This is a genomic window from Virgisporangium aurantiacum (genome assembly GCF_016863635.1).
Taxonomy (GTDB): Bacteria; Actinomycetota; Actinomycetes; order Mycobacteriales; family Micromonosporaceae; genus Virgisporangium; species Virgisporangium aurantiacum.
The window spans coordinates 72,960-92,181 of sequence record NZ_BOPG01000011.1; the positions used below are offsets into that span (position 1 = coordinate 72,960).

Genomic DNA, 19,222 nt, shown 5'->3' on the forward strand with positions numbered 1-19,222 from the left:
GTGCGGCCGGCGTAACCCGCTTCTCCCGCATCGCGGAGTGGACGGTCACTCGTGGCCTTCGAACCCGTGTCGCTCGAAGCCCTCGTGCTCGAAGCCGCTCAGAACGAACCCGATCACGGCGACCACCGCCACCCCGGCGACCACCGCCAGAACAACGCGACGACGGTTCCATCCGGTGCCGCGGCGCCCGAACAGCAGCGCCAGGTCCATCCCGACCTGCGTCCAGGCCACGGCCAGAACCGCCAGCCATCCCGACGCGGTCCCGGAACCGGACCTGGTCGCGGACGGCAGGTCGAGAACCAGGACGTCGAGCTCGTGCCCGTACCGGGCGGCGTACACGCGGGTGAGACGCTCCTCGAGCTCGTCCATCGTCAGGTATCCGGCGCCGGCGGAGTCACGCAGGCGTGCGGACGTCCGCTCACGGTCGGCGTCGGAACAGCGGACGCCCCTGGTCGTCGGCACGGCAACGGAATCGGTCATGGCACACACCTCGCTGAGCTTCTTCGACTTGTTTTCCAACGATGGTGCGACACACGTCCTGAAAGAGCGCTTAAAGCGCCGAGCCGGACGAGCAGCTGCTCCGGCTCCTGCACGAGGTTCCCGTCGGGTCTATGTCCCCTCGCTTGACGACGGCCGGCGAGGCGGCCACTATCGGAAACCTGAGCAAACTCAGGCAACTTTCCGAGTGGAGGTAAACCGATGGCGCTACGGTTTCTCGGCAAGGAGACGCAGAGCGGCAATTCGCCGACACTGTGGGCCGATGGGGACGACTACGTGATCCAGGGGTTCGAGTTGGATACCGCCACGCTGGCCGAGGTGGGAGCTCTTCCTGCTGGCGAGCTGGTAATTCGCGTACCAAGAAAGCTGATGGAGCACCTGCCGAAGGACCCCGGGTGACACCTATCGCCTACGGAGAGTTCCAGGCGGCGATTCGTGCGAGCCGCCGCGCGTGGCACATCGAGATGAGCGACACCTACAACGTCGAGGCCGAGGACGACCCGTTTGCGCGCTTCCTGGCCGGCGAGCACGACGACTACTCGTGGCTTGGCGAGTGGCTCGGCTTCATCGCCGAGGTCACGGCGCGCGGAACCGTGGTCCAGCGAGCCCGTCTCGTCACTTTGCCTCACAGCGACTACACCAGCTGGGGCCTTGCGTGTGCGGCAGCGCTGACGCGGGCAGGGGAAGACATTCGATACCTTCCGCGTGAACAAGCCCTGGATATCCCGTTTCCGAAAGAGGACTTCTGGCTGTTCGACGACGAACGGATCATCCTGAGCGTGTTCTCGGATGACGGCCGCCAGGGCGGCTTCGCCTCGGCCGATGACCCCGGACTGCTGGCACAGTGCCAAACAGTGCGGAACGAGGTGTGGGCTCGCGCCACCCCGTACAGCGAGTACCTGGCCTCGATCAACTGAACGATGTCCACCAACGCTGACCAGGCCCGCGCCGCTCTGGGTGTCCGCTTGCGCGACATTCGAAGAGACGCGGGCCTGTCGGGCGTCCGGCTCGCCGCAGCGAACTCATGGCTGTCGTCGAAGGTGAGCAAGATCGAGCACGGCAAGCAGACCCCGACCGAGCAAGATCTTGAAGCGTGGTGTCGATCCTGCGGCGCCATGGCCGAGTTTCCGGACCTCGTCGCAGCCGTTCGCTCCATCGAGACCCAATTTGCCGAGTGGCGCCGCATACTCCGAGCCGGCACCAAACTCCGTCAAGCATCGGCGTCCGCTCACGAGCGGGCACGCCTCTTTCGTATCTACGAGCCCGCCGTGATACCCGGTCTTCTCCAGACACGGGACTACGCGCAGGCCGTCCTCGCCGTCACGATCGACTTCTTCCAGATCCCCGATGACGCCGACGAGGGCGCTGAGGCTCGACTCGCCCGACAGGCGATCCTGACCCACCGAGACCGACGCTTCCACATCCTGGTCGGCGAGCAGGCCCTCCGGACCAACGTCGGCGGGCGAGACGTCATGTGCAACCAACTCGAGCGCTTGTCCGCGGCAATCAAGCTGCCGCAGGTTCGTCTCGGTGTGGTCCCGCTCGACGCGGCCTACCGCGTGCCGCTCCACAACGGTTTCTGGATCCTCGACGACAAACTCGTCCAGTTCGACACCTACACCGCCGAACTGTCTCTCACCAGGCCCGACGAGATCGCGACGTACGCGCGAGCATTCGAGAGGCTGACCGCTCTTGCCGTCTACGGCCCCGAGGCCCGTGCGGTGATCGAACTGGCGACAGATTCTCACCGCTAGTTCGAGCAAATTGCAGCAAATTTCTAGACCGCTCCCACGTGACTACATAGCGTCGTTGGTGCGCGCGCACGTCGTCACCAAGGGCTAGATCGAGATTCCCGGCACCGCTCGGCGATCGCCTTTGGAGCTAGGTGTTCGAGAAGGGAGCGTTGTCGTGAGCGACAACAAGATCGACGACCTGTACGCGATCAAGGTGAGTTCAGTGGCGTTCGACCGGCCGTGTGGCTGCAACCAGGGCACCGAGAACGGCGAGAGCTGCGTGCTGATCACCGGCGTGCCCGGCGTACCCGGGGCAGTCGTCCTGCGGGACTCGAAGCGTGAGGACGCGGGCGAACTGCGGTTCACCGCGGCCGAGTGGAACGAGTTCCTGAAGACGCAGATGGCCCGGGTGGCGTGAGCACCGATCTCATCAACAGGTCGACGGCTGGGGCGTCCTCGAACGACTCGGGGCCGCCACAGCCCGACCGTTGGCGGTGCTACGGCTGGACCGGGGCGGTCGTACCGGATTGGCAGCGTCGCGACCCGGCATCCCCCACACCGCCGCTGCTGGTGCGGGACTGGTTGAACAAGCCCCGGTCAATGCTGGTCAAAACCTGTACAGATCCGCATGACGCGGTCGCCTGGCTGCGGGACGAAGCCGCCCAGTGGGCGCCACGGCTGGTGCCTGCGGACCAGGAGCGACTCGGTCGGCTCCTCGGCTATCTCGACCACCGGCAGGTTCCGGATCCGGATCTGGTTCACACGTGTGGCTACGGGCCCTGCGACGTGCTGTGCGAAATCGTCCGCCACAACCGCGTTGTCCACTGGTCGCATCACCTGCCCGCCAAGCAGGAACTGGTATGGGCGATCGTGCCGATCCAGGGCTGACCGAGATCCGCTCCTCCGAGTCTGGCGTGGCGCCTGCTGCGAAGAACAGCGTGGCGAGCATCGGTCAGGTCGTCGCGAGCGCATTGTCGGCCGGGGACACGGCCACGGCCGCGATGGGGCCGGGTATCGTGACGCGGTGGCGGAACGGCGTGCTCCCGGATCCCTGGAATCACAGGTGATGGCGACGTTGTGGGCCAGCACCGAGCCGCTCACGCCCGCTCAGGTGCAGGAGGCGCTCGGCGCCGGCCTCGCCTACAACACCGTCCAGACGATCCTCATCCGCCTGTTCGACAAGGACCTGGTGCAGCGCCGGTCCGCCGGACGCGGACACGTCTACTGGCCGGCCGACGACGCGGCAACCGCCGCGGCCCGGCAGATGCGCGCCGCCCTCGACGGGCCGGGTGACCGGAGCGCGGTGCTGCGCCGGTTCACCGACGACCTCGACGACGCCGACGCCGAGACCCTCAGAGCGCTGCTCCGCCGCACCCGTCGCCGGAGTGGCGAGGCATGACGTTCCTCGTCTACCTTCCGCTGCTGCTGCCCGGCCTGCTGGCGCTCGGATCCGTTCGGCTTGCCGCCACCGGCCGGCCCGAGCGGGTCGCGCGGTGGTTGGCCGCGGTTGCGGCGATGGCCGCGGCGGCGAGTACCGCGAGCCTCGTCCTGCTGGCGTTGACGCTGCTGGACGACCTGCCGACGATGGAGGTGCGCGAGCACCGGTCCAACTTCACCCTGCCCGAGCCCGTGCCGGGACCGGTCGCCCTGGCCGCGGCCGCCGCTCTCGTCTGGTTCGCCTGTCGGTCGGTCCGGCAGCACCGCGGCCGGGTCGCGGCGGCCCGCCACCTGCACGCATGCGGAACCCCGCACGAGGGGATCCTGGTCGCGGCGTGGTCGCGGCCGGCGGCCGTCGCGGTGCCGGCCCTGGCCGGTCGGGCCGGCTTCGTTCTGGTGACCAGCGGACTCCTTCGCCTTCTCGATCCGGCCGAACGGGCCGCGGTGCTGGCACACGAACGGTCCCATCTCAGCCGTCGGCACCACCACATCGTGGCGGTCACCGCCGCGGCGGCGGCGCTCAACCCGTTGCTCCGTCCGGTGACCGACCGGGTCGCTCTGCTGGTCGAGCGCGGTGCCGACGAGGACGCCGCGGCCGAGGCCGGTGACCGTGTGCTGGTCGCCCGGGCGATCGGCACGGTGGCGCTGGCCACCGGCCCGCGCGGCACCGGAGGGCTGGGGATGGCCGCGTCGGACACGGTCCGCCGCGTCGAGGCGCTCCTGGACCCGCCCGGCGGAACGGGTGGAGGCGCGACCGCCACCGCGGTCACGGTGGCGGTGTCTCTCGTCGCGGGCGGCGCCGCGCTGGTCGATTTCGTCGGCGTGGCCGCGACCTGGCTCAGCGCATAGCGATCGGTGCGCGGTCGGCCGCATGGCCGAGCGGCGGCAACCCGTACCAGTCCTCGATCGTGCGCAGCAGGGAGTAATGGTCGATCCGCTCGTGGCGGTCGCCCGGCGCGACGTGTTCGCCCACGACGACGGTCGGGATGTGGTTGCCGTTCGTGCGGTTGTCCTCGTCGAAGGTCAGGATCAGCACGCTGTTGTGGGTCCCGGCCCACGTCGCGTACCCGTCGAGGGTGTGCCGCAGCCACGCGTCGGCCTCGGCTTTCGGGCAGTCGTGCATGTCGTGGCACAGCCCCGGGATCAGGAACGACACGGCGGGCAGCCGGCCGTAGTCGGTCGGGAAGTCACGCAACGGCAGATTGCTCTCCGCCGGCACGTTGTCGAAGTTCACCCACGGGTTGTGCCGGCGCACGTAGTCCCGGTCGGCGCAGCCGGTCCAGCCGGGTGCCGGCAGGTCCTCGGAGTAGCCGGCGAAGCCGAGGCCGGCGTCGACGAGCTGCCGACCGAGGTTCGGCACCGACCGGAACGCGTGGCCGCACCGGTTGTCGGTGACACCCTGCGTCGAGCCCGAGAACAGCGCGAGGTAGTTCGGCTGGCTCGGATGGGTCTCGCCGTAGGCGTTGGTGAAGTTCGCGCCGCGCCGGGCCAACTCGTTGACGTACGGCGCGAACCGGTGACCGATCACCGCGTCGTACCGCTTGTTCTCCATCACCACGATCAGCACGTGGTCCGGCCGCGCCGATGGCGGCCGGGTATCGGCGAGCACCGGAACGGTGACGCACATCGCTGCCGCGCACGCGGCGAGCATCATCAGAGTCGTTGATCTCCGCACACCTACATCTTGTAGGAGATAGGCGGATTTGTCCGGTACTGCGCCCGTGTCGCGTTCGGCGAATCTTCAGGTTCCGGCCGCGACCCTGGGGACATGGCAACGCTTCGAACCGGGCGCCCCTACCCGGACCGCGCGGCGGGCGACCCGGGGTGGCTATGGCCGGTGGTGGTCGTGGTCGCGACGGTGGCGTCGATCGCGCTGTTGGCGCTGACGATCGCCGTGGCCGCCGGGTTCACCTCCGTCGACGGGCGTCTCAGCTCCATTGCCCGGGACGTCGCCGGATCGCATCCCAGCTGGCGGTCGGCGATGTCTGTGGTGACACACAGCGCCGATCCGCCGGTGCTGCTGGGCCTGGCCGCCCTGGTGGTCGTGGCGCTCTCGGTCCGGCGCCGCTGGATGGAGCTGCTGTTCGTGGGCGTGGCCGCCGTCGTCGGTGTGACGGCGCGGACGGGGCTGTTGCATCTGGTCGCCCGGCCACGTCCGGCGGACCGGTTGACGCCGTCGGCCGGGTACGCGTTCCCGTCCGGGCACACGACATACTCGACGCTCACCGCGGGCGTCCTGATCGTGCTCGCCCTCGCCCTGCTGCGCCGCGGCCCGGTCGTCGCGGTGGTCGCCGTCGCGGCGTCGGCGTGGGCCGTGACGGTCGGCGTCAGCCGGGTGGCGCTGATCGCGCACTGGCCGACCGACGTCATCGCCGGCTGGTTGCTGGCGGTCGCGGTGACGGTCGCCGCAAGTCCGATCGCGCTCGCCCGAACCGCTGCTCGACCGTGACCCGGCGCTGTCCCTCCTGGCTGCTTCGGGCCGGCCTGCTGCTGGCGACCGGGGTCGTCGCTGTCTGGGCCGGGCGACGTCTGTCGGCGGCGGGAGTGTCGTGGTCAGCGGCGTGGCACACGATCCTCGGCCTGTCCTGGACCTGGCCCGTGGTGCTGGCCGTCGTGTGGCTGCTCGGCCAGGCCGTGCACACGGTCGCGCTCGCCGCGTCGATGCCGGGGCTGACGCGCCGACGGGCCCTGACGCTGAGCCTGTCCGGCAGTGCCGTGACGAAGCTGCTGCCGTTCGGCGCGGTCGCCAGAACCGCCGTGAACCTCGCGATGGCCCGTGCCTGGGGCCACCATACGCCCGAGTTCGTCCGGTTCGTCGTGGTGTCGAAGGCCTGCGACCTGGTGACGAAGCTGGCTCTTCCGATGATCGTGGTCGCCGGCCTGCTCGTGAGCGACGCCTCCGCACCCGGTGCCTCGGCCGCGTGGTTCTCCGCGGCGGCGTTGTCGGCGGCGTTGTCCGCGGCGGTCGGCGGGATCGTCGTCGCCGGGCTCGTGGGTTGGGCCCGGCCGCTGTTGCGGGTCGTTGGGTGGACGGAGCGGGCCTGGACGGTCACGCGTCTGCCCCGGCGGGCCGGCTGGACCACCGCTGCCGGCACCCTGCTCGACGGCGCCGGTCGGCTGGTGCGCCACCGGTGGCGCGAGCTGGCCGGTGGCACGGGTGGGTACTGGCTGCTCCAGGGGGTGCTGCTCGGCCTGTGCATGGCGGCTGTCGGCGCGCCGGCGTCGGCGCCGGTGGTGCTCGCTGGCCTGCTCGTCGAACGGACCATGACGCTGGTGGCCTTCACTCCCGGCGGCGCGGGCCTGGTCGAGGCCGGCACCGCCGGCGCGCTGATCGCGCTGGGGGTCAATCCGAACGGAGCGTTGGCCAGCGTGTTGCTGTTCCGGGCGTTCGTGTTCGTCGCCGAGATCCCGGTGGGCGGCGGGGTTCTCGTCGGTTGGCTCGTCGCCCGCCGACTCGCCCGGTCAGGTCGGCAGCGAGACCGTGACGGTCGTGCCGGCGCCCGGCGTGGAGACGATCGTGAGCCGTCCGCCGCGCTCCCGCGCCGTCTGCCGCACGAGCGCGAGCCCGACGTGCCCCGGGCGTGCGGCGCGCCGCGGGTCGAAACCGGCGCCGTCATCGGCGACCGTCAGGGTCACCGACGACCCGGACGCGACGACGGTGACCTCGACGGTGCTCGCGTCGGCGTGGCGGAAGGTGTTACGGAGGAGTTCGCCGGCGATCTGCCGCACGGCGGCCGCGGTCGCCGCAGTCGCCGCAGTGGCAGCGTCGGCGGTGCCGGCGGCCGCGACGGTGGAATCGGGCCCGGTCACCGTGACGGCGACAGCCACCGGACCGGCGACCTCGCCGTCGCGCATCCGCTCGGCCAGCGTCCGCAACGCGGAACCGAGGTCGCCGCCAACGGCGGCCAGACCATCGCCGCCAACGGCGGCCAGACCATCGCCGCCAACGGCGGCCAGACCACCGCCGCCAACGGGGCCGACCCGGTCGTCGGTCCCGGCCGGGACCACGTCGGCCAGCACCCCGCGCAGCCGCCGTAGTCCACCGGTCACCGCGTCGGCGGCTCGGCTGAGCGTGTGCTCGTCGCCGGGCCGCGCCCGGGCCTGCTGGAGCAGGAGGCTCGCCGCGGCGAGGTTCGGGATGACGTCGTCGTGCAACTGCCGCGCGGCTTCGCGCCGCGCCCCGTCGGCGGCGGCCAGGCCATGCCGATGCGCCGCCAGCAGGCGCTCGGCCCGCCCGGCCGCGACCATCGAGACGGGCATGGTGCCGGCGAGGACCAGGGTCAGGCCGGCGAGAACGACCGGCAGCAGCACGAGGGTGGTGTGGCGGGCGGTACCGGAGACGTCGACCGGCAGGTAGAGCTCCAGGTAGACCTCGGCGCCGGCGGCGTCCCGGAACGGAAAGAACACCTCCAGGCGGGTGCCGGGGAGCCCGTTCTCGTAGCGGTGCTCGTTGTCGTCCGGTACCGCACCGACGGTGACCTTCCGGGTGGCCAGACGCTCGGCCAGGTCCGGATCGAGTCGGCCGGGGCGGCCCTCGACCCGGGGTTCGTCGGAGAAGACGACGGTGGACGTGCCGCCGTCGACGGTGAGGACCTTGACCCGCTGCACGGTGCCGGCGGCGAGGAACGGCTCGATGTGGTCGAGGACCCGGCCACGGTCGGGCCGGCCGAAGTCCTGGCCCGCCAGCGGCGCGAGAACGGCGGTCGCGACCCGGCGGGCCGACGCCTCGGCGTCGCGGTGGGCGTCGGACACGGCGAGCCGCCAGGCGCCGAGCACGACCAGCCCGGCCACCACGAGACACAGCGCCACGGCGGCCAGCAGGTGCCGCACCACGATCCGCCGGGACATCAGTACCGGGTGCCGATGGTGATGAGACCGAGCCGCTGCGCGGCGACAACGGCTTCGAGTTGGCTGTGTGCGCCGAGCTTGGCGAGCAGGCCCTTGATGTGGTCGCGGGCGGTGTGCAGCGAGATGCCGAGCGCGGCGGCGGCGCGGCTGGCGTCTCGTCCCTGCCCGAGCTGACGTAGCACGTCGAACTCGCGGTCGGTCAGGTCGACCCGTGACGCGACAAGGCCGTCGACGACCGGCCGGGCGGCGGTGGCCGCGCGCACGGCGGCGAGGATGCGGGCCAGCGGCGCGTCCTTGCCGAGGAACGCCACCGCGCCGGTGGCGAGCGCCCGGTCCGCGAGGTCCGGCCGGGGGTGGGCGGTGAGCACCACGATCCGGGCGGCCGGGCGTAGCCGCAGCAGACCGGTGACGGCGTCCAGCCCGTCGCCGTCGGGGAGCTGGAGGTCGACGACGGCCACGGCGAAGTCGATCGCGGCGGCCCGGGCCAGCCCGTCGCGGAGTGTTCCGGCGGTGGCCACGCACCGCAGGTCGGGCTCGGCGTCGAGGCTCAGCGCCAGCGCGTCGGTGAACACGCGGTGGTCGTCAAGCAGCAGGACGGGCAGGGCGGGCACCCCCCAATTTTAGGGAGGCCGCCCTTAGTTAGGGAAGCCTAACCTCGCAGAGAGGAGCACGTTCGACCTGACAGGAGCCCCGTTGCGCAGCGCCTTTACCGCACTCGCCGCCGTCATGGTGATCACGCTCGCCGCGTGCGGCAGCGACACCGACAGCGGTACCGCACCCGACGACGTCACGCTCGTGCTGTACAACGCCCAGCACGAGGAGGTCGGCAAGGCGTGGGCCGACGGGTTCACGACGAAGACCGGCATCACGGTCGAGATCCGCAACGGCAGCGACTTCGAACTGGCCAACCAGATCGTCGCCGAGGGCAAGGCCTCCCCCGCCGACGTGTTCATCACGGAAAACTCGCCGGCCATGTCGCTGGTGTCGAGCAAAGACCTGTTCGCGCCGGTCGACGCGGCGACCAGGGGCCAGGTGCCGGCCCAGCACTCGTCGAGCAAGGGCGACTGGGTCGGCGTCGCGGCACGCTCGACCGTCTTCGTCTACAACAGCACCACGCTGACCGACGCCCAACTGCCCCAGTCGATCATGGATCTGGCCAAGCCGGAGTGGAAGGGCAGGTTCGGCATCTCCCCGAGCGGCGCCGACTTCCAGGCGATCGTCAGCGCCGTCTATGCGGTGCAAGGCGAAACGGCGGCCGCGGCGTGGCTGCAGGGAATCAAGGACAACGCGAAGATCTACCGTGGCAACAGCACGATCATGAAGGCCGCCAACTCCGGCGAGGTGCCCGGCGGCGTCATCTACCACTACTACTGGTACGGCGACCAGGCCGACGGCGGCGCCAACAGCAGGAACACGAAGCTCAAGTACTTCGGCAACAAGGACGCCGGCGCGTTCCTCAGCGTCTCCGGCGGAGGTGTGCTCAAGGCCAGCAAGCACACGGCGCAGGCACAGCAGTTCCTCGCCTACATGACCGGTGCCGAGGGGCAGAAACTGCTCTCCGACGGCACCTCGATGGAGTACAGCGTCGGTTCGAACGTCCCCGCCAACCCGAAGCTCAAGCCGCTTGCGGATCTGGCGGCGCCGACCGTCGACCTGAACACCCTCAACGGTCCGAAGGTCGTCGCCGAGATGCAGCGGGTCGGCCTGTTGTGAGCCTCCCGGCCGCGGTGGGCGCCCGGCGCCCACCGCTCGGCCATGCGTCCGTGGGCGCGCTCGCCGCGGTGGTCGCTGTTGTCGCGCTGCTGCCGGCCGGATACGTCCTGGCGCACATTCTCGGGGACGCGCAGACGGTGGTAAGCCTGCTCGACCGTCCCCGCGTGGCCGTTCTCCTCGGCAACACCGTGCTGCTGGTGACGGTGGGAACGGCCGCGTGCGTGGCCGTCGGCACCTGCGCCGCGTGGTTCGTCGAACGCACCTCGATCCCACTTCGTCCACTGTGGACGGTGCTGATGTCGGCGCCGCTGGCGGTGCCCGCGTTCGTCAACAGCTTCGGCTGGTTCTCGCTGTCGCCGTCGTTCGCCGGGCTCGACGCCGCGCTACTGGTCACCACGCTGTCGTACTACCCGCTGGTCTACCTGCCCGTCGCCGCGGTGCTGCGCGGCACCGACCCGGCGCTGGAGGAGCAGGCCCGGAGCCTGGGCAACGGGTCCTGGGCCACGTTCCGGCGGGTGGTGCTGCCCCAGCTGCGGCCGGCGATGGCCGGCGGCGGCCTGCTCGTCGGGCTGCATCTGCTGGCCGAGTTCGGGGCGTTGCAGTCGCTGCGGTTCGACACGTTCACCACCGCGATCTACGACCAGTACCAGTCGACGTTCAACGGTTCTGCCGCCACCGCGCTCGCCGGAGTGCTGATCCTGCTGTGCCTGCTACTGCTCGGCGGCGAACTGGCCGTCATCGGCCGGTACCGGGTGGCGCGGGTCGGCGGCGGAGCGGCCCGGCCACCGCTGCGGCACCGGCTCGGGCCGGTGGCCGTCACCGCGGCGACGCTCGGCCTGGCCGGACTGGCCGCCGCCGCGCTCGGGGTGCCGCTGGGATGCGTCGGCTACTGGCTGGCCACCAGCGCGTCGACGGAGTTCCCAGCCGCCGATCTGGCCCGGGCCGCCGGGACGTCGGTGACGCTCGGCCTGCTCGGAGCGGCCGTCACCACGGTTGTGGCGGCGCCGGTGGCCTGGCTGTCGGTCCGGCGGCCGGGCCGGGTGAGCCGGCTGATCGAGCGGGCCACGTACACGGGCAACTCGCTACCCGGCATCGTCGTCGCGCTGGCGCTGATCACGATCGGGCTCCAGGCGGTGCCGGCGCTGTACCAGACGACACCGATGCTGCTCACGGCGTACGCGGTGCTGTTCATGCCGCGTGCCGTCGTGAGTCTGCGGGCCGCCCTGGCGCAGTGCCCGCCGGAGCTCGACGACATCGGCCGTTCCCTCGGCGTCCCCCATGTCCTTGTCCTGATGCGGGTGACCGTGCCGCTGGTCGCGCGCGGCATCGGCGCCGGCGCGACACTGGTGTTCCTCGCCGTCGTCACCGAACTGACCTCGACGCTGCTGCTCGCGCCGATCGGCACCCGGACGCTGGCCACCGGGTTCTGGGCCAACTCGTCGGAGCTCCACTACGGACAGGCGGCGCCGTACGCGCTGCTCATGATCGTCGTGTCCGCGCCGGCGGCGTACCTGCTCAGCCGCCACGCCCGGGAGGTGCCGGGATGAGCGACGACCTGGCCATCAGCGGCCTGTCGAAGCGGTTCGGCACGATACGCGTCCTCGCCGGGCTGGACCTGACAGCACCCGCCGGCGCCCTGACGGCCCTGATCGGCCGATCCGGCTGCGGGAAGACGACCGTGCTGCGACTGGTCGCCGGGTTCGACCGTCCCGACGCCGGCACAGTCGCCGTCGGAGGTCGGGACCTCGGCCCGCTGCCCGCGCACCAGCGGCGGATCGGCTACGTCACCCAGCACGGTGACCTGTTCCCGCACCTGACCGTCGCCGGCAACATCACCTTCGGACTGCCGTGGCGCCGCCGCGACCGCCGCACCGTCGACGACCTGCTCGACCTCGTCGGCCTCGACCGCGCCCACGCCCGCCGCTTCCCCCACCAACTCTCCGGTGGCGAACAGCAGCGGGTCGCCCTCGCCCGCGCTCTCGCGCCGGCGCCCGACCTCGTCCTGCTCGACGAGCCGTTCTCGGCCCTCGACGCCGACCTGCGCGCGGAGACCCGCCGAGCCGTCACGTCCGCGCTACGCGAGACCGGAACGACCACGGTGCTCGTCACCCACGACCAGGCCGAAGCGCTGTCGCTGGCCGACCGCGTCGCCCTGCTCCGCGACGGCCGGGTCGTCCAGGCCGGCACCCCGCACGAGCTCTACCGGCAGCCCGCCGACCGCTGGGTGGCCGCGTTCGTCGGCGAGCTCAGCTCGGTTCCCGCACTGCTGTCCGGCGACCACGCCGACTCTCTTCTCGGCCGCGTGGCGCTGCCGCGGCCGCGGCACGGCGCCGGGACCGTCGTGGTCCGGCCGGAGCAGATCACGCTCGACGGGACGGTCGGCGCCGTGGTGCTCGCCGTCGACTTCCACGGCCATGACGGGCTGGTCCGGCTCCGGGTCGACCCGACCGACGGACCGCCGTTCGAGGTGATGGCCCGCGCCGCCGGTCACCTGCTGCCGGTGCCCGGCGAGCGGACCGGCCTCCGCCTGTCCGGAACCGCGCTCGACGCCACGGCCGACGACTCGGCGGAAGTGCCGCTCACCGGCGACCAGTTGGCGCCCTCGATCCGCAGCGTCCGGCCGGTCCGCGACCCGTGAAGATCAACCGCCGTCGGGGTCGAGGAGGTAGCCGGCGCCGCGGACGGTGCGGATCGCGGTGCGGCCGAACGGATGGTCGATCTTCTTGCGGAGGTAGGCCACGTACACCTCGACGATGTTCGGGTCACCGTCAAATCCCGAGTCCCACACGTTCTCCAGGATCTGGGTCTTGGTGACGGCGACGCCCGTGTTACGCATCAGGAACTCCAGCATCGCGAACTCGCGCGGCGTCACGGAGACCTGGGTGCCGGCCCGGAGGACCCGCTTCGTGGCCGGGTCCACCGTAAGATCGCCGGCGGTGAGGACGACCGGGCGTTGCGGGGCGCCGCGCCGGATCAGCGCCCGCAGCCGGGCGACGAGCACCACGAACGAGAACGGCTTGGTGAGGTAGTCGTCGGCACCGAGGTCGAGTGCGTCGGCCTGGTCGTACTCGCCGTCCTTCGCGGTGAGCATCAGCACCGGCGTCCACACCTTGCGCGCCCGCAACTGCCGGCACACCTCGTAACCGTTGAGGCCCGGCAGCATGATGTCGAGCACGATCGCGTCGTAGGCGCCGTGCGGCATCTCGGTGGCCGCCCACAGGCCGTCGACGCCGGTGGCCATCACGTCGGTGGTGAACCCCTCGGCGACCAGGCCGTCCCGGACCGTCTCGGCGAGGTTCTCCTCGTCTTCGACCAGGAGGACGCGCATCGGAACCCCTCCTCACACGACCGGTGTGACGTCGCGACGGCTGCGGGTCAGGTAGACCACCAGCCCGATCGACGCCAGCAGGAAGACCACGCTCGGCCCGACCGTACCCAGTCCGAGGCCACCATCGTCGCGGGACTGCGACAACCAGTCGCCCAGCGACGCACCGAGCGGCCGGGTCAGCACGTACGCCGTCCAGAACGCCAGGACCGCACCGATCAGCCGCAGCCGCAGGCAGAGCGCCACCAGCGCGATGGCCGCGGCGAACAGGCAGGCCGACGGCAGGTAGCCGATCGCGAACCGCTCGGCGACCAGGTCGCCGGCCGAGGTACCCAGGGCGAAGGTGACGAGGATCGCCGTCCAGTAGAAGAGCTCGCGCCGCCGGGTGGTGATGGCGTGGATCGACAGCGTCCGCTCGCGGGCGTACCAGGCGGCGAACGTGGCGGCGAGCGCGACCGCGAACAGGGCCGTGGTGACCGTCAACGGAACACCGGCGGAGTCGACGAGCGTGTCGGTGACCAGGGTGCCCATCACGCTGATCAGGATCACCACCAGCCAGTACCGCCACGGCACGTACCGGTCCGACCGCAGCTGCACCACCAGGGCGGCGAGGGTCAGCGCGGCCATCACCACGCTCGTCCAGGTCAGGCCGATGCCCACGTCGACGCTGAGCAGGTCGGCAGCCGTCTCACCGACGGTGGTCGCCAGGATCTTGATGATCCAGAAGAAGATCGTGACCTCGGGAACCTTGTTCGCGAGGCGTCGAAGTCCCGAGGCGTTCGCCGTATCCGGCCAGATGATCTGCATGAACGGAGAGTGGCTGCCCGGACCTGAAGGGTCGCTTAATGACAAGGCCGAGCGTGGCGGCGACGTATCCGAGCGTCAACCAGCCGTGCAGCCGATCGGGCATCGGCACCCAACGGGCGTTGAACAGCAGAAAGTACGCGGCACCGGTCCACCAGGGCGTGAACCGCCGCGACCCCACGACGTCCCACAGCGCCGCTCCGACCACGACACCGGCGACGTAGTACTTGTTCGTCCCCGGATCGAGCACGATCCGGGCACAGACCGCCAGCAGCACCACCGCCGCCCAGCGCCGGCGCCGCAGCGCCAGCAGGCCGAGGGCCACGCCGAGCACGGCCTGCGCCGGCCGGACCCACGGCGGCGTCCGCGGATCGTCGACGCCCAGCACCCGCAACGCCGACAGTTGCGTGTTCCGGATCGTGTACCGCAGCGCGTGCACCGTGCCGGCGTCGGCGAGGAAGAACGGCAGCCACGCGACCGCCACCACTGCCGCGAGCACCAGACCGGCCGCGAGAACCTTCCGCCGGTCGCCGATCAGCAGGAGCAGCACGGCGAACGGAACCGCCCACGGTTTGGCGTCGATCGCCAGCCCGACCAGCGCACCCGCCAGCAACGGCCGTCCGGAAACCACCGTCCGCACCGCGCTCACCGTGAGCACCAGTGCCAGCGTGTCGTCGACGTGGGTGACCCCGACCGTCAGGAACAGCCAGACCGGCATCACGAACACCGCCGCCGCGGCCGTCCGCAGCGTGATCTGGCTGCGGTCGAGATCCGGGCGGGTCAGCGCGGCGATCTGACGGATCTGCCACATCACGAACAGACCGCCGGCCGCGCCGAGGATCTGCCAGATCAGCAGGGCACCGTTCGGTCCGAACGGCATCGCCAGCAGCGTGGCCACGACGGCGACGGGCCCGAACTGCAGGTCCGGGGCGGCCGCGTAGAGGTGCAGGCCGCCGCGCACCGGGTCGTCGAGATCGGCCAACGCCCGCGCGCCCTGGACAAAGAAGTGCCACGAACTTCCGCCCTGCCACACCATCGTCACGAACCACGCCAGCGACCAGCCGGCCACCGCGAGAAGGATCGTCCGCCCGTGCCGCGCCGCGATCGTCTGCATGGCCGCGCACGGTAGAAACGCCGGGCTGAAGGTCCGCTGAACTTCAGCTCGCTTTCAGGACGCGCTGCGCGATAGTCGTCACCATGAACGGTCTGCGACGACGGCTGGTCGGGTGGCTGCGACAACGGCTCGGTGTACGGCTGCGGACCGCGCTCGCCGCGGCGGGCGTGGTCGCGGTCGCATCGGTGCTGACCGGAATCGCGCTGGTCGTCACCGCGCACTACATCCTGGAGGGCGGCGTCGACCAGACCACCGGCCAGCGGGCCGCCCAGGTCGCCGCGGTGGTCGGCGACGGCACCGATCCGGATCTCGCCGCCGCGGTAGGCTCCGTTCCGGGCGACCGCACCGTCGTCCAGGTCCTCGACCCGGCCGGGACGGTGGTCGCGGCGTCGGCGTCGGTCACCGGGGCGGGTCCGGTGTCGCCGCTGCGCCCGGACGCCGGCCGGACCGTACGGGAGGAGCGGCAACTGGCCATCGCCGAAAGGGAGCCGTTCCGGGTCGTCGCCGTCGGCGTGGGTACCGCCGACGGCGTCCACGTGGTGCTGGTCGCGCAGTCGATGGACGCGATCGACGACGGCACTTACGCCGCCACCGGTGCGCTGCTCGTCGGCCTGCCGTTGCTGACGGCCGTGGTCGGCGTGGCCACGTTCGTGTTCGTCGGGCGCAGCCTGCGTCCGGTGGAAGCGATGCGACGCGAAGCCGCGGTGATCAGTGCGACCAACCTGCACCGGCGGCTGCCGGTGCCGACCGCCACCGACGAGGTCGGCGCCCTCGCGACCACTATGAACACGATGCTGGACCGCATCGAGACAGCCGCCGCCGCGCAACGTCGTTTCGTCGCCGACGCCAGCCACGAACTGCGCAGCCCGCTGTCGACCATCCACGCGGGGCTCGACATCCTCGGCGCCGCTGAGCTTTCCGACCACGTCGCCGCACAGGTGACCCGCATGCACAAGGAAAGCGACCGGATGGCCCGTCTCATCGACGACCTGCTGCTGCTCGCCCGCGTCGACGAGTCCGGGCTGGGGCTGCGCCGCGAGGACGTCGACCTCGACGACCTGGTCTACGCCGAGCGCGACCGGATCGCCGCCGCCCGGCCCGACCTGGCCGTCGAGGTGCACGCCGCTCCGGTGCGGGTCAGCGGGGATCCGCACCACCTGCACCGGATCCTGCGCAACCTGGTCGACAACGCCGCCCGGCACGCCCGACACGCGGTCTCGCTCACCCTGGCCAAGCCGGACGGCACCGCCGAGATCACCGTCGCCGACGACGGGCCGGGGATCCCGGACGCCGACCGGGAACGGGTCTTCGAACGCTTCGTCCGCCTCGACGAGGACCGCTCCCGCCAGCGCGGCGGCGCCGGGCTCGGCCTCCCGATCGCGCGCGAACTGGTGGTCGCGCACGGCGGAACGGTGACCATCTCGACCTCCCCCGGCGGCGGCGCGCAGTTCAAGGTCGTTCTCCCCCGCTAGCCGTTGCGGGCGGTCTCCGGGCCGGTGATCCGTTCCAGCAGCGGCAGCGTCGACCCGATCACCGCCAGCGCAACCACGAGCGACCCGCCGATCAGCAACCAGAAGTCGCCGCCGGGCAGCACGAGCGTGTAACCCAGCTGCGCCTGCAGGAACAGCTCGGCGGTGAGCAGGCCGGCCGCGATCGCCACCACCGCGACGAGCAGCAGCGGCACCGCGCTCTCCAGGGCCACCACCCGTCGCAGCACCCGTACCTGCACGCCGCTGAGCCGCAGCAGGCTGAACGGGCGGCGGCGGTCGCTGAGCCCGCCGGCGACGCTGACCGCGAGGCTGCAGCCGGCGATCGGCAGGCTCGCCAGGATGATCAGGTTGGCCAACCGTTTCCAGCCGGTGAGCGTGCTGACGAAGTCGACCTGGTGCTCGTCACCGGTGATCGGTGGGTTCCGTTCGGCCGGGAACGTCGTCAACAGCACCGTGCGGGTCCTCTCGATCGCCAGCCGCGACCCGTCGGTCTGCACGAGCAGTGCGTAGACCGGCAACGTCGGCAGGTCGGCGAGCGGGATCGACGACGTCGGCCACACCGTCGACCGGTTGTCGTCCCAGTCGAGCCCCGGCCAGATCGAGGCGACCTGTGCCCCGCTTTCACAGTGTCCGTAGACCGCCGTCTTCTCCAGGTCGGCGCAGGCGACCACGGTGGGCATCCGGCCCCGCTCGGCGTCCGGGTCGCTGCGCAGCACCAGCAGGTTGCCGACGCCGGGCGTCGCCGCGAGGTCGGCGTTGACGCTCGCCGGAACCTCCACCGTGTCGCTGTCCATGTAGCTGAACACGGCACTGCTGGCACCCGCGCCCTGCATGTGGCTGCCGCGGTTGGCGACGATCGTCGTGATCACCGCGGTGGCGACGGTGGTGACGAACAATGCCAGTACCACGCCGCTGATGGCGCGGAACGCGGCCTGCGGGTTGTCGGCGAGCCGGCGGGCCGACAGCAGCGTGGCGGGCCGGTTCGCCCGCCGGGCCAGCATGCGGGCACCGAGCATCGTGAACCAGGGGCCGGCCACGACGAGTCCCGCCATGATCAGCAGCAGGCCGGGGAGGTACGCCGCGGTCTGGCCGATCCCCGTCTCGGGCCGGTTGCCGATGAAGTAGCCCAGTTCCGCGAGGCCCACCACCAGCACGAGCAGGCGGTACGCACGGGGCGGCTTCGGGGTGACCCGGCGGCTGACACCGAGCGGCGAGACGCGCACCCGATGCAGCGCGAACCGCGCCGCGACCGCGGCGGCGACCGGCACCCCGACCGCCACCCCGACGACGCCGAGCGGGGTCAGGGCCACCTCGTCGGGATAGAACACCTCGCCGGTGAACGGGATCCCGGCCAGCCAGTCGCGGACGAGGGGGAAGAGCCCGAATCCCAGCGCCGTCCCGACCATCGCGGCGACGGTCGCCTCGGTCGCCGCGATCGTCGAGATCTGCCGGGGGGTCGCGCCGACCAGGCGCATCGCGGCGAATCGTTGCTCACGACGGGTCGCGGCGAGCCGGGTCGCGGTGCCGATGAAGATGAGGACCGGGAACAGCAGACCGGCGCCGGTGACCGCCAGGATGAGATTGAGTGCCCAGATCCACACGTCGGGCGCGTCGGTCTCGATGCCGTTGACCTTGGCCGCAAACGGGATGGCGGCCACCTCGTCCGACGTCCGCCCGATGATGATCATGAGCCGGTCCGGGCTGGCGAGCGTCTCGCGCCCGATGATGCCCACCTGGTGGCCCGGATAGCGGTTGCCCAACTCGTCGGCAGGCGTGGTGGCCAGCCGGCGGGCGAGCGCCGGCGACACGAAGTACTCGCCGGGCCCGGGCAGCCGCGGTATCCCCGGCGGCACCGGCGAATTCGGCCCGGTGGCGGCCAGGTCGATCCGGTCGATCACCGTGTTGTCGAACATGTCGGTCCGCAGCGACCACCACAGCGGATCGGCGCCCGGCTCCCCCGGTGTCCCCTCGCCGGTGTTGAGGATCGCGTACCGGTCGCCCTGCAACTGCACGGCGTTGAGCCCGGCCAGGATGCCGAGCAGCATTCCGACGCCGAGCGCCACCGCCACGGCGATGATCGCCAACCGGAGGATCGCCTCGCGGCCGCCGGCGACGGCCAGGCGCATCGCGAGGCGGATCACGAGTGCACCTGCACGGGGTGCAGCGCCCTGGCAGTTGCGGTCATGCCGACAAAATACCCTCGGGGTATACCTCGCGTATATACCCTGAGAGTTTATCTTGGGGGCCGCCGGACTCCCGG

At 71.3% G+C, this 19,222-nt stretch carries 20 protein-coding genes and 1 pseudogene; 13 read left to right on the top strand and 8 right to left on the bottom strand.

From position 1 onward, the window contains the following. Positions 1 to 45: 45 nt before the first annotated feature. Complete coding sequence (locus Vau01_RS08260) at positions 46 to 480, bottom strand: DUF1707 SHOCT-like domain-containing protein (RefSeq protein ID WP_203988883.1); 435 nt, start codon at positions 478 to 480, stop codon at positions 46 to 48. A 219-nt stretch (positions 481 to 699) separates the two neighbouring features. On the opposite strand from Vau01_RS08260, the gene Vau01_RS08265 reads away from it, so the two are divergent. The 7 genes from Vau01_RS08265 (at position 700) to Vau01_RS08290 (ending at position 4,517) form a co-directional block, all read left to right on the top strand. Continuing rightward, entirely contained in the window at positions 700 to 897 is a 198-nt protein-coding gene (locus tag Vau01_RS08265; RefSeq protein ID WP_203988885.1) for a hypothetical protein, read from the top strand. Beyond that, positions 894 to 1,415: a DUF6879 family protein gene (locus Vau01_RS08270; protein ID WP_203988887.1), complete on the top strand. Its 522-nt coding sequence runs from the start codon at positions 894 to 896 to the stop codon at positions 1,413 to 1,415. The genes Vau01_RS08265 and Vau01_RS08270 overlap by 4 nt, the downstream gene beginning before the upstream one ends. Before the next feature lie 3 nt (positions 1,416 to 1,418). Then, a complete protein-coding gene (locus Vau01_RS08275) occupies positions 1,419 to 2,252 on the top strand; it encodes a helix-turn-helix domain-containing protein (protein ID WP_203988889.1) in 834 nt (277 codons plus the stop codon). Between the two features lie 154 nt (positions 2,253 to 2,406). Beyond that, on the top strand, positions 2,407 to 2,649 hold the full coding sequence (locus Vau01_RS08280) for a DUF397 domain-containing protein (RefSeq protein WP_203988891.1): 243 nt from the start codon (positions 2,407 to 2,409) through the stop codon (positions 2,647 to 2,649). Then, positions 2,646 to 3,119, top strand: a complete 474-nt coding sequence (locus Vau01_RS63265) for a hypothetical protein (RefSeq protein WP_239151413.1) — start codon at positions 2,646 to 2,648, stop codon at positions 3,117 to 3,119. Before Vau01_RS08280 ends, Vau01_RS63265 begins: the two co-directional genes overlap by 4 nt. A gap of 136 nt (positions 3,120 to 3,255) precedes the next feature. Continuing rightward, a complete protein-coding gene (locus Vau01_RS63270) occupies positions 3,256 to 3,630 on the top strand; it encodes a BlaI/MecI/CopY family transcriptional regulator (RefSeq protein ID WP_239151414.1) in 375 nt (124 codons plus the stop codon). Beyond that, a complete protein-coding gene (locus Vau01_RS08290) occupies positions 3,627 to 4,517 on the top strand; it encodes a M48 family metalloprotease (protein WP_203988894.1) in 891 nt (296 codons plus the stop codon). Before Vau01_RS63270 ends, Vau01_RS08290 begins: the two co-directional genes overlap by 4 nt. On the opposite strand, the gene Vau01_RS08295 is transcribed toward Vau01_RS08290, so the two are convergent. After that, on the bottom strand, positions 4,507 to 5,343 hold the full coding sequence (locus Vau01_RS08295) for an alkaline phosphatase family protein (RefSeq protein ID WP_239151415.1): 837 nt from the start codon (positions 5,341 to 5,343) through the stop codon (positions 4,507 to 4,509). The genes Vau01_RS08290 and Vau01_RS08295 overlap by 11 nt on opposite strands. Before the next feature lie 93 nt (positions 5,344 to 5,436). Between Vau01_RS08295 and Vau01_RS08300 the strand changes: the two genes are divergently transcribed. Both Vau01_RS08300 and Vau01_RS65190 read left to right on the top strand, forming a co-directional pair. After that, complete coding sequence (locus Vau01_RS08300) at positions 5,437 to 6,117, top strand: phosphatase PAP2 family protein (RefSeq protein ID WP_203988896.1); 681 nt, start codon at positions 5,437 to 5,439, stop codon at positions 6,115 to 6,117. Then, positions 6,114 to 7,058, top strand: a pseudogene (locus Vau01_RS65190) (lysylphosphatidylglycerol synthase domain-containing protein); the annotation flags it as partial. The gene Vau01_RS08300 and the pseudogene Vau01_RS65190, both read left to right, overlap by 4 nt. 72 nt (positions 7,059 to 7,130) lie before the next feature. On the opposite strand, the gene Vau01_RS63275 reads toward Vau01_RS65190, so the two are convergent. Both Vau01_RS63275 and Vau01_RS08310 read right to left on the bottom strand, forming a co-directional pair. Next, positions 7,131 to 8,516 (bottom strand): sensor histidine kinase, encoded by a 1,386-nt coding sequence (locus Vau01_RS63275; RefSeq protein ID WP_239151416.1) that lies wholly within the window; start codon positions 8,514 to 8,516, stop codon positions 7,131 to 7,133. Beyond that, positions 8,516 to 9,127, bottom strand: a complete 612-nt coding sequence (locus Vau01_RS08310) for a response regulator transcription factor (protein ID WP_203988900.1) — start codon at positions 9,125 to 9,127, stop codon at positions 8,516 to 8,518. Before Vau01_RS08310 ends, Vau01_RS63275 begins: the two co-directional genes overlap by 1 nt. Before the next feature lie 82 nt (positions 9,128 to 9,209). Between Vau01_RS08310 and Vau01_RS08315 the strand changes: the two genes are divergently transcribed. The 3 genes from Vau01_RS08315 to Vau01_RS08325 are packed head-to-tail and all read left to right on the top strand — an operon-like array spanning position 9,210 to position 12,867. Beyond that, positions 9,210 to 10,229, top strand: a complete 1,020-nt coding sequence (locus Vau01_RS08315) for an iron ABC transporter substrate-binding protein (RefSeq protein ID WP_239151418.1) — start codon at positions 9,210 to 9,212, stop codon at positions 10,227 to 10,229. Beyond that, positions 10,226 to 11,776 (top strand): ABC transporter permease, encoded by a 1,551-nt coding sequence (locus tag Vau01_RS08320; RefSeq protein WP_203988902.1) that lies wholly within the window; start codon positions 10,226 to 10,228, stop codon positions 11,774 to 11,776. The genes Vau01_RS08315 and Vau01_RS08320 overlap by 4 nt, the downstream gene beginning before the upstream one ends. After that, positions 11,773 to 12,867, top strand: coding sequence for an ABC transporter ATP-binding protein (locus tag Vau01_RS08325; protein WP_203988904.1), 1,095 nt, complete (start codon positions 11,773 to 11,775; stop codon positions 12,865 to 12,867). Before Vau01_RS08320 ends, Vau01_RS08325 begins: the two co-directional genes overlap by 4 nt. A 3-nt stretch (positions 12,868 to 12,870) precedes the next feature. On the opposite strand, the gene Vau01_RS08330 is transcribed toward Vau01_RS08325, so the two are convergent. From Vau01_RS08330 to Vau01_RS08340, 3 genes are read right to left on the bottom strand one after another with little or no spacing between them, the layout of a single operon-like run. Further along, positions 12,871 to 13,557 (bottom strand): response regulator transcription factor, encoded by a 687-nt coding sequence (locus Vau01_RS08330; RefSeq protein WP_203988905.1) that lies wholly within the window; start codon positions 13,555 to 13,557, stop codon positions 12,871 to 12,873. Between the two features lie 12 nt (positions 13,558 to 13,569). Beyond that, complete coding sequence (locus Vau01_RS08335) at positions 13,570 to 14,361, bottom strand: COG4705 family protein (protein WP_203988906.1); 792 nt, start codon at positions 14,359 to 14,361, stop codon at positions 13,570 to 13,572. Beyond that, complete coding sequence (locus Vau01_RS08340; RefSeq protein WP_203988907.1) at positions 14,243 to 15,472, bottom strand: glycosyltransferase 87 family protein; 1,230 nt, start codon at positions 15,470 to 15,472, stop codon at positions 14,243 to 14,245. Before Vau01_RS08340 ends, Vau01_RS08335 begins: the two co-directional genes overlap by 119 nt. An 83-nt stretch (positions 15,473 to 15,555) precedes the next feature. Between Vau01_RS08340 and Vau01_RS08345 the strand changes: the two genes are divergently transcribed. Next, positions 15,556 to 16,944 (top strand): sensor histidine kinase, encoded by a 1,389-nt coding sequence (locus Vau01_RS08345; RefSeq protein ID WP_203988908.1) that lies wholly within the window; start codon positions 15,556 to 15,558, stop codon positions 16,942 to 16,944. Here Vau01_RS08345 and Vau01_RS08350 read toward each other — a convergent pair. Beyond that, entirely contained in the window at positions 16,941 to 19,103 is a 2,163-nt protein-coding gene (locus tag Vau01_RS08350; RefSeq protein WP_203988909.1) for an ABC transporter permease, read from the bottom strand. The two genes, Vau01_RS08345 and Vau01_RS08350, sit on opposite strands and share 4 nt — an antisense overlap. Positions 19,104 to 19,222 lie beyond the last annotated feature (119 nt).